Consider the following 8,049-nt stretch of genomic DNA (forward strand, 5'->3'; position numbering starts at 1 on the left):
GGGACGGCCACGGCGGACGGCTGAGCCTTCACCGTAACCGACATGTGCATGAGTGCGCACATGTTCACACGGAAGGGGGCGCCTGCGCGTCAGTCGTGCCAGGGCTCTCCGGTCACCTGGTGGTCGGCCCGGCTGACGGCCTCGACGACCAGGCGCTTCAGATGGCCGTCCGGCATCGCGTACACGACCCGGCGGCCGTCCTTGCGGGTCTGGACGAGCCCGCCGAGGCGCAGCTTGGCGAGGTGCTGGCTGACCGCCGGGCGCGCGGCCCCGCACGCCTCCGTCAGGGCGGTGACATCGGCCTCTCCCCGGGTGAGCAGCCACACCAGATGGAGCCTGGTGGGGTCGGAGAGCAGACCGAACACCTCGGCCGCCGCCGCGAGTTCACGCGCCCCCGGGGTCCGCCCGTGCGGACGGGCGGCTGCGGAGTCTAGGGGCTCGGACATGGGCCCACCGTACCGAGGAAGCGGATGTGCGGGCGCCCGTCGGGGCCGGGCCGGGTCACGGCGCTGCGGACCCCGTAGACCTCGGCGATGAGCTCCTCGGTGAGGACCTCGTCCGGGGTGCCGCCCGCCACCACCCGGCCCCGTGCGAGGACCACGAGCCGGTCGCAGTACATCGCCGCGAGGTTGAGGTCGTGCAGGGCGACGACGGCGGTGAGGCGGAGGCCGGCGACGAGGGCGAGGAGGTCGAGCTGGTGCTGGATGTCGAGGTGGTTGGTGGGTTCGTCGAGGAGGAGTTCGCGCGGTTCCTGGGCGAGGGCGCGGGCGATCTGCACGCGCTGGCGTTCGCCGCCGGAGAGGGTGCGCCAGGGCTGCCGGGCGCGGTCGGTGAGCCCTGTCCGGGCGAGGGCCGTGCGGACGGCGGCCTCGTCCGCAGCCGATGGCGGGGCCCAGGCCCTGCGGTGCGGGACGCGGCCGAGGCGTACGACGTCGGCGACCGTCAGGTCGGTCTGGGTGTCGGCCTGCTGCTCCACCGTGGCGAGGCGCCGGGCGACCGTGCGCCGGCCGAGCCCGCCGAGCGGGTCGCCGTCGAGGGTGACGACCCCGGAGTCGGGGGTGAGGACGCCGGCGAGGAGGCGGAGGAGGGTGGACTTGCCCGACCCGTTGGGCCCGAGCAGGCCGGTGACGGTGCCGGGGGCGAGCGTGAGGCTGACGCCGTCGAGGACGAGGGTGCCGCCGGCCGTGCGCGAGACCCGCTCGGCGCGGAGGCCGGCGCGCGTGCCCGCGTCGGCGCCCGTGTCCGCGACCCTGCCGGCGGTGGCGGTCATCGGGTGCTCCTGGTGCGGTACAGGACGAGGACGAAGGCCGGTACGCCGATCAGCGAGGTCACCACGCCCACCGGCACCTCCTGCGGGTCGAGGACCGTGCGGGCGAGGGTGTCGGCCCAGACGAGGAACACCGCCCCGGCCAGGGCGGTGACCGGCAGGAGGCGGACGTGGCCGGGTCCCGCGAGGGCGCGGGCGGCGTGCGGCAGGACGAGCCCGACGAAGCCGATCGCTCCGGCGGCCGAGACCAGGGCGGCCGTCAGGAGGGCGGTGACGCAGAGCAGGACGAGCCGGGTCCGCGCCACGGCGACGCCGAGCGCGGAGGCGGCCTCCTCCCCGAACGCGAAGGCGTCCAGGGTCCTTCCGTACCCGCCGCAGATCAGCAGGGCCGCCGCGAGGACGGCGAGGCACACCCACACCTCGCTCCAGCCCGCCCCGGAGAGCGAGCCGAGCAGCCAGAAGAGCACGCCCCGGGTCGTCTCGGCGTCGGCGGCGGTCATCACGACGAAGGAGGTGAGGGCGGAGAAGAGCTGCATCGCGGCGACGCCCGCGAGCACCACCCGGTCCGTCGAGCCGCCGAGGGTGTGGCTGAGCAGCAGGACCAGCGCGAAGGAGACCACCGCCCCCAGGAACGCCCCGCCGGTGACGGAGAGGACGCCTCCGCCGACGCCGAGGACGACGACCGCGACGGCGCCGGTCGAGGCGCCGGAGGAGACGCCCAGGACGAAGGGGTCGGCGAGCGGGTTGCGCAGGAGCGACTGCATCACCGCACCGCAGACGGCGAGTCCGGCGCCGCAGACGGCGGCGAGGAGGGTACGGGGCAGTCGCAGGTCCCAGACGATCCCGTCGCGGATCGGCGAGAGGTCCGAGGCGCCGCCGCCGAGGTGGGCGGCGACCACGGACCCGACCTCGCCGACCCCGAGGTCCGCCGGGCCGATGGTGATGGCCACGGCCACCGACAGACAGAGGAGCGCGAGCCCGGCCGCCGCCCACAGCAGCACCGTGACACCGGCGCGTACCACCACCTCGCGGGACGCGCCCTCACCTGCCGTCACTTCGCGAGACCGTACGCGCGGAGCGCGGCCGCCACCTTCTCGACGCCCTCGACGGTACGGAGGGTGGGGTTCATCGCCTGGCCGCTGAGCAGGACGTACCGCTTGCGCCGTACCGCCGTCATGTTCCGGGTGACGGGGTCGGACTCCAGGAACTCGATCTTCTTCGCGGCACTCTCGGCCGACTGCGAGCGGCGGGTCAGATCGCCGAGCACGAGGACGTCGGGGTCGCGGTCCGCGACGGTCTCCCAGTTGATCTGGGGCCACTCCTCACGGGTGTCGTCGAAGACGTTCTTCACCCCGAGCGCGTGGCTGACGATCCCGGGCGCACCGCAACAGCCGGCCATGTACGGCGACTTGGAGTCCGAGAACCAGTAGAGGACGGTGGCGCCCGTGACGTCGGCCGCCGCCGTGGCCTTCGCCACCCGGGCCTTGAGCCCGGCGACGAGCTTCTCGCCCCGCTCGGGGACCGCGAACACCCGGGCCAGGTCTCGGATCTCGCCGTAGACCGTGTCCATGGTGAGGGGCCGGGTGCGGACGCCGTCGCCGTCACCGCCGTTGTCCTTGCCGACGCAGTCGGTGGGCGAGAGGTAGGTGGGGACGCCGAGCTGCTCGAAGCGCTCGCGGGGCGCCACCCCGCCCTTGCCGAGGGTGTACGCGAAGGAGGCGGCCGCGAAGTCGGGTTCGGCGTCGAGGACCTTCTCGAAGGAGGGGTAGCGGTCGGCGAGGCGGGGCACCTTCGCGTTCTCCTTCTCCAGGCCCTTGAGCACCGGGTCCGTCCAGGTGGCGGTGCCCACCATGCGGTCGGCGAGGCCGAGGGAGAGCATGATCTCCGCCGCTCCCTGGTCGAGGGCGACGGCCCGTCGCGGGGCGCGGTCGACCCGGACCGGCCGTCCGCAGTCGTCGTCGAGGATCACCGGGAAGCCGGACTCCGGGGACCCGGCCCGGGCGGCCGCGCCCTTCCCCGGCGCGTCGGCGGGCCCACCGCCGCAGCCGGTCGCCGTCGTGGTGAGGAGCAGGGCGCCGGCCAGGGTGAGCACGGCGGAGCGGACGGGGTGTGCGAGCGGCACGGGAACTTCCTCTGCGGCCACGGCTCATACGCGGAGCCTGTCGTACGGTCCTCCCCGGACGACGGCGTGCCGCCGGGGCCGCCAGCAGGTCTTCGGACTCGGGGTCAGCCGGACGGAGCGCCTTCCCGGGCCCGTCGTGCCGCCCAGTGGCCGATGCTCCGCCCGTCGCCCTCACCGCTGCGCGTCAGTTCCGGTCTCCCACCGGATTCCCTGACCCGTGGACGTACCCGTTCAGGTGCGTACAAAGGTGCGACTGGCCTCGGCACAGTACCACCGGGCGCCGGCCGCGCCCCGGGGCCCGGCCGGTGTCAGAGACGCAGTTCCTTCGCCTCGAAGCGGCCCTCGCCGAGGACCAGGACGAAGGAGATCTGCTGGCCCTCGGAGACCGTTCGCTCCTCGCCCTCGATGTCCTCGGCGCTGAAGTACACCTGTTCCTCGGAGCCCACGGGGACGACGAAGCCGTACCCGCCGAGACGATTGAAGGAATGCACGAACCCTGTGCTTCTGCCGTCCACCGCGACCTCCTCGTCGTCACCGGCGACGCGGTCGAGGGTGCCCGGCGCCGGGCGGCGGCCGTGTCCGCGTCTCAGGGGAGATGTACCCCTTCCGGGCACCCTTCGCCACCGGCGTCCCGCGGAGGTACTCGGCGGGGGGCGAACCACTCCCGACGATCTCGTAGAATATTCAACAGAGGCCTGCTGTCGGAGATCCCCCGTGTCCGACAGCGGGCCTCGCCCTTTTCCTCACGGGTCGGGCGCGGCCGCCCTGGTAAGCGATCCGCCGTGAACCTGCCGGGGCGCCGCACCGACTCCTCGGCCTGCCGGAGCGCGCGGTCGAGGCCCGACGCCGGCGCACCGAGGCGCGGCCTCCGCTCGTACAATACCGAGCAGTCGGTTTACAGTCGTGGAGCCATCGGTGACCAAACAAGAGCGGGCTGCACGCACCCGTGACGCGCTGATCAGGTCGGCGGCCGGGGAGTTCGACCGGCACGGTTACGCCCTGGCCACGCTGTCCGCCATCAGCTCGGGAGCGGGCGTGAGCCCCGGCGCGCTCCACTTCCACTTCGAGAACAAGGCGGCCGTCGCCGGCGCCGTCGAGGACGAGGCCCGCAGCACCCTGCGCCGGGCCGCCCGCCTCGTGTACGGACAGGTGTCGAACGCCCTGCAGAACCTCGTCGACACCTCGCACGCGCTGGCCCGACTGGTCCGCGAGGACGTCGTCGTCCGCGCCGGATTCCGGCTCAGCTGCGCCGGTGACTCCCGTACGGATCTCACTCTGCGCCAGGAGTGGCAGAGCTGTGTGCAGCAGCGGCTCGCGGAGGCGGCCGACGAGGGACTGCTCGCCGTCGGTGCCGGGCGCCGGCAGGACCTCGCCCGCACGGTCGTGGCCGCCACCATCGGCCTGGAGGCCCTCGGCAGGGACAACGGCGAATGGCTGTCCCCCCGGACCGTCACGGGCCTGTGGGGCACACTGCTTCCGACACTGGCGGGCCCGGAGGCCCTCGCCGGGCTCGACCCGGCGGGCAGTCAGGCCGTGACCGCGCTCCTCGGCTGACTGCGGGCGGGGATCCGGCCGGGCGGGCGGGCCGGGCGGGCAAGCCGTCAGGAGCGGCCGAGGAGATCCCGGTACCACGCCAGGTGGCCGGCGAAGCCCGCCCTGAAGCCCGGCCCCGGGTCACAGCCCAGGTCCCGCCAGGGTCGCTCGTCGGCGAACCAGTGGTCGGTCGCGAGCATGTCGAGGTGGTGTTGCGCGAAGGGAAGGTCCGCCAGCAGCGCACGGGCTCCGGCGATGTCCACCACCGGCTCGCGGGGCCGGTCCGCCGCACCGCCGACCAACTGCTCGGCGGCCGCGAGCAGCTCCGCCACCGGCACGGGCTCGGGGTGGTCGACGTGGTACGGACCCGGCCGGGTCGCCGGCGAGAGCGCCGCGCCGAACAGGGCGCCCGCCAGGCTCTCGACGTCGATCAGGGAATGCAGCGAGGAGCCCCCGTCGAGCGGGCCGGGCAGCGCGGCGAGCAGCCGGACGAGACTGGGCATCAGCTGCCGGTCGCCCGTGCCGTACACGAGGTGGGGCCGCAGTACCGTCCCGCCGGCGTCCATGACGTGCCGCTCCCCCGCCGCGCGGGTGCGGCTGGTCGCCGAGCCCGGGGCGAGGGGCAGGGTGCCGGGGGCCGCCGCCCGGAAGGGGCCGCGGCCGTGGACGGAGGCGGTGCTGAGGGAGACGATCCGGCTCACCCCGGCGCGTACGGCCGCGTCGACCAGGGCGCGGGTCCCGGCGTCGTTGACCGCGCGGGCCGTCTCCTCGTCCGCGCCGATCGCCGAGGCGCAGTGGATCAGTACGTCGACGCCCTCGCAGGCGCGGCGGAGCGAGGCGGGGTCGCGGAGGTCCCCCGGGGCGATCTCGATGTCCGCACGGGCCCCTGGACCGGCCGGTGGGGTGAGCGGGCGGCGGGAGAGCAGCCGTACGAGGCCGGGCTCCGGCGCGGCCGCGGCCTTCGCCGCCACCCGGCCGCCGATGAATCCGGTCGCGCCGGTGATCAGAAGGCGAGGCCCCATGGTTCCGTTCCGGTCGGTTTCAGCCCGCCAGGCGGCTGTCACGGCCGGCTCCGGCCACCGCCAGGTCCCGGGCCGGAGAGGTGAGGGTGCAGAGGAAGACCGGTTGTCCGTCCTGCAGGCCGGTGACGCGCACGGTGGTCGCGTCGGGGCGGGAGGGGGGAAGGATCTCGGTCTCGATCCAGCAGGGGCTGTCGAGTTCGGCGTACCGGGAGAACGAGACGTCCATGTCCGTCGGCAGGTACGCCCCGCTGCCGAGGGTTGCCGTCGCCGCCTGCCGGGCGGCTTCGAGGAGCAGCATCCCGGGCACGTGGTCGTTCGGGCGCCGGAAGAGGGTGGGGTGGGCGGTGTTGACCCGGAGCCGCCACTGACCGGGGCGGGTCCCGGGGGCCAGGACGACGTCCTGGGGCCGGCGCCGGCCGACCAGGTGCGGTGCGACGCACGGAAGCAGCGGAACGGGCCGGCCGAGCACGGCCATCCGCTCGCCCCGGATCCTGCGGTAGGCCAGGGCCGAGGTGCAGCGGGCCAGGGCGCCGCCGGTGGCGAGGTGACGGCCGTCGCGGGTGAGCACCATGGTCACGCGCAGGTTCCGGAGGCTGCCGCGACGTCTGACGAGGTCGGAGCAGATGACGTCGACGCTCACCTCGGAGGAGAGGTCGCTCACGGTGAGCGCCTCGGCGTCGGCCGTGTAATGGAGTCCCCACATGACGAACTGATCCTCGACGGGTACCCCGAATTCGGCGTGTGCGACGAGCATGGTGGCCTGGCGTATCGTCTCGGCCACCAGTACGGGGTCGTGCCGGTCCCCTGCCACCGGAGAGAAGAAGGGATGTGCGGCAGGCCAGCGAGCGGAGACGCAGAAGCGATTCTCCGTCAGTTGGGTCCAGCCCGTGGGGATGATGTCCGCGGGATCCGCCCGGTGCACGAACTCCCCGGGGACGCAGGTCGTCGCTCCTCGAAAGTTCTGATCCATGGATCCCCCTCGCGTCCCCGCGCCCCTGGGCGGCGTGCCCGCCCGGCCTAGAATACGTACAGCGCGGTTTTCTTTTCAATCCTTCACGTCACACCACGAGCACAGACAGCGACACAGCGGGAGGCGCCTTGGCGCAGCAAGCGCGTGCAATCAAGACCCGGCAGGCGATCCTGCAGTCGGCCGCGGCCGTCTTCGCCGAGCGGGGCTACGAGCGCACGACCATCGGAGAGATCCTGGTGCGCGCGGGGGTGACCAAGGGGGCTCTCTACTTCCACTTCGCCTCCAAGGAAGACCTCGCCCTCGGCGTGCTCGACGCGCAGATGCTCGACGTGCCGCTGCCCCCGCAGGCGATCAAGCTCCAGGAGCTCGCGGACCAGGCCTTCCTGCTCGCCCACCGGCTCCAGCGTGACGCGCTCGTGCGGGCGAGCGTCGCCCTGGCCCTGGACAGCGGCGCCACGGGGGTCGACCGGGTCGCCCCGTTCCAGGCGTGGATCGACCAGGTCTCGGAGATCCTGATGGTCGCGAAGGCGCGTGGCGAGCTGCTCGTCCATGTGAATGTGACGGACACGGCCTCGCTCTTCTCGGGTTCCTTCTCGGGAGTCCAGGCGATGTCCCAGATTCTGTGCGATCGCAAAGACCTGATGCACCGGGTCTCGGTACTGCTCCAGCACTTCATGCCGAGCATCTGCACTCCGGCCCTGCTGACGGGATTGGGGCTGACCGAGGAGTACGGCCGGAAGCTCGGCGCCGAATACGACGCGAACCGGCGTCGCAGAGACGAGGGAAACTTCGCGGAAGTCGCCGGTTGAGAAAACCGACCATCCGGTTCCCTGAGCGCCCCGACGCACATCAGCGTCGGGGCGCTCTGGCGTCGTGGCACTGAGTGTGTTTTGCTGAGGGTACTCAGTGCCACAAGCGTCTAGGGGAGCTCCACATCATGGGTAAGGACTTCGACCTGTATCGGCCTTCCGAGGAGCACGACATGCTCCGGGAGTCGGTGCGTGCCCTCGCGGAGGCGAAGATCGTTCCGTTCGCGGCGGCGGTGGACGAGGAGGGCCGGTTCCCGCAGGAGGCCCTGGACGCGCTGGTCGCCAACGACCTGCACGCCGTGCACGTCCCCGAGACCTACGGCGGC

The 8,049-nt window shown here is 73.2% G+C and carries 10 protein-coding genes and 1 riboswitch; of the genes, 3 read left to right on the top strand and 7 right to left on the bottom strand.

The window, feature by feature from the left end; genetic code table 11:
• Positions 1–89: 89 nt before the first annotated feature.
• From ACZ51I_RS10905 to ACZ51I_RS10925, 5 genes are all read right to left on the bottom strand, one after another.
• On the bottom strand, positions 90–446 hold the full coding sequence (locus ACZ51I_RS10905) for an ArsR/SmtB family transcription factor (RefSeq protein ID WP_468873747.1): 357 nt from the start codon (positions 444–446) through the stop codon (positions 90–92).
• Positions 431–1,270, bottom strand: coding sequence for an ABC transporter ATP-binding protein (locus tag ACZ51I_RS10910; RefSeq protein WP_468873749.1), 840 nt, complete (start codon positions 1,268–1,270; stop codon positions 431–433). The genes ACZ51I_RS10905 and ACZ51I_RS10910 overlap by 16 nt, the downstream gene beginning before the upstream one ends.
• Positions 1,267–2,322: a FecCD family ABC transporter permease gene (locus ACZ51I_RS10915; protein WP_468873751.1), complete on the bottom strand. Its 1,056-nt coding sequence runs from the start codon at positions 2,320–2,322 to the stop codon at positions 1,267–1,269. Before ACZ51I_RS10915 ends, ACZ51I_RS10910 begins: the two co-directional genes overlap by 4 nt.
• Positions 2,319–3,389, bottom strand: a complete 1,071-nt coding sequence (locus tag ACZ51I_RS10920) for an ABC transporter substrate-binding protein (RefSeq protein WP_468873754.1) — start codon at positions 3,387–3,389, stop codon at positions 2,319–2,321. The genes ACZ51I_RS10915 and ACZ51I_RS10920 overlap by 4 nt, the downstream gene beginning before the upstream one ends.
• Before the next feature lie 80 nt (positions 3,390–3,469).
• Positions 3,470–3,647, bottom strand: a riboswitch (cobalamin riboswitch).
• 50 nt (positions 3,648–3,697) lie between these two features.
• Complete coding sequence (locus tag ACZ51I_RS10925; protein ID WP_468873757.1) at positions 3,698–3,880, bottom strand: cold shock domain-containing protein; 183 nt, start codon at positions 3,878–3,880, stop codon at positions 3,698–3,700.
• A gap of 424 nt (positions 3,881–4,304) precedes the next feature.
• Between ACZ51I_RS10925 and ACZ51I_RS10930 the strand changes: the two genes are divergently transcribed.
• A complete protein-coding gene (locus tag ACZ51I_RS10930) occupies positions 4,305–4,943 on the top strand; it encodes a ScbR family autoregulator-binding transcription factor (protein WP_468873759.1) in 639 nt (212 codons plus the stop codon).
• Positions 4,944–4,990: 47 nt separating this feature from the next.
• Here ACZ51I_RS10930 and ACZ51I_RS10935 read toward each other — a convergent pair whose 3' ends face one another.
• Together ACZ51I_RS10935 and ACZ51I_RS10940 are read right to left on the bottom strand one after the other, a co-directional pair.
• Positions 4,991–5,944: an NAD-dependent epimerase/dehydratase family protein gene (locus ACZ51I_RS10935; RefSeq protein ID WP_468873761.1), complete on the bottom strand. Its 954-nt coding sequence runs from the start codon at positions 5,942–5,944 to the stop codon at positions 4,991–4,993.
• 19 nt (positions 5,945–5,963) lie between these two features.
• Positions 5,964–6,914, bottom strand: coding sequence for a ScbA/BarX family gamma-butyrolactone biosynthesis protein (locus tag ACZ51I_RS10940; protein ID WP_468873764.1), 951 nt, complete (start codon positions 6,912–6,914; stop codon positions 5,964–5,966).
• Between the two features lie 128 nt (positions 6,915–7,042).
• On the opposite strand from ACZ51I_RS10940, the gene ACZ51I_RS10945 reads away from it, so the two are divergent.
• Complete coding sequence (locus tag ACZ51I_RS10945; protein ID WP_468873766.1) at positions 7,043–7,723, top strand: ScbR family autoregulator-binding transcription factor; 681 nt, start codon at positions 7,043–7,045, stop codon at positions 7,721–7,723.
• 128 nt (positions 7,724–7,851) lie between these two features.
• A partial coding sequence (locus ACZ51I_RS10950) for an acyl-CoA dehydrogenase family protein (protein WP_468873767.1) occupies positions 7,852–8,049 on the top strand: 198 nt, incomplete at its 3' end.

The sequence above is a fragment of the Streptomyces sp. NPDC034084 genome, assembly GCF_055575535.1.

Bases quoted from the DNA above. Each gene is read 5' to 3' on its own strand.
- ACZ51I_RS10940 (WP_468873764.1), bottom strand. From the start codon at position 6,914: ATGGATCAGAACTTTCGAGGAGCGACGACCTGCGTCCCCGGGGAGTTC.
- ACZ51I_RS10905 (WP_468873747.1), bottom strand. From the start codon at position 446: ATGTCCGAGCCCCTAGACTCCGCAGCCGCCCGTCCGCACGGGCGGACC.
- ACZ51I_RS10935 (WP_468873761.1), bottom strand. From the start codon at position 5,944: ATGGGGCCTCGCCTTCTGATCACCGGCGCGACCGGATTCATCGGCGGC.
- ACZ51I_RS10910 (WP_468873749.1), bottom strand. From the start codon at position 1,270: ATGACCGCCACCGCCGGCAGGGTCGCGGACACGGGCGCCGACGCGGGC.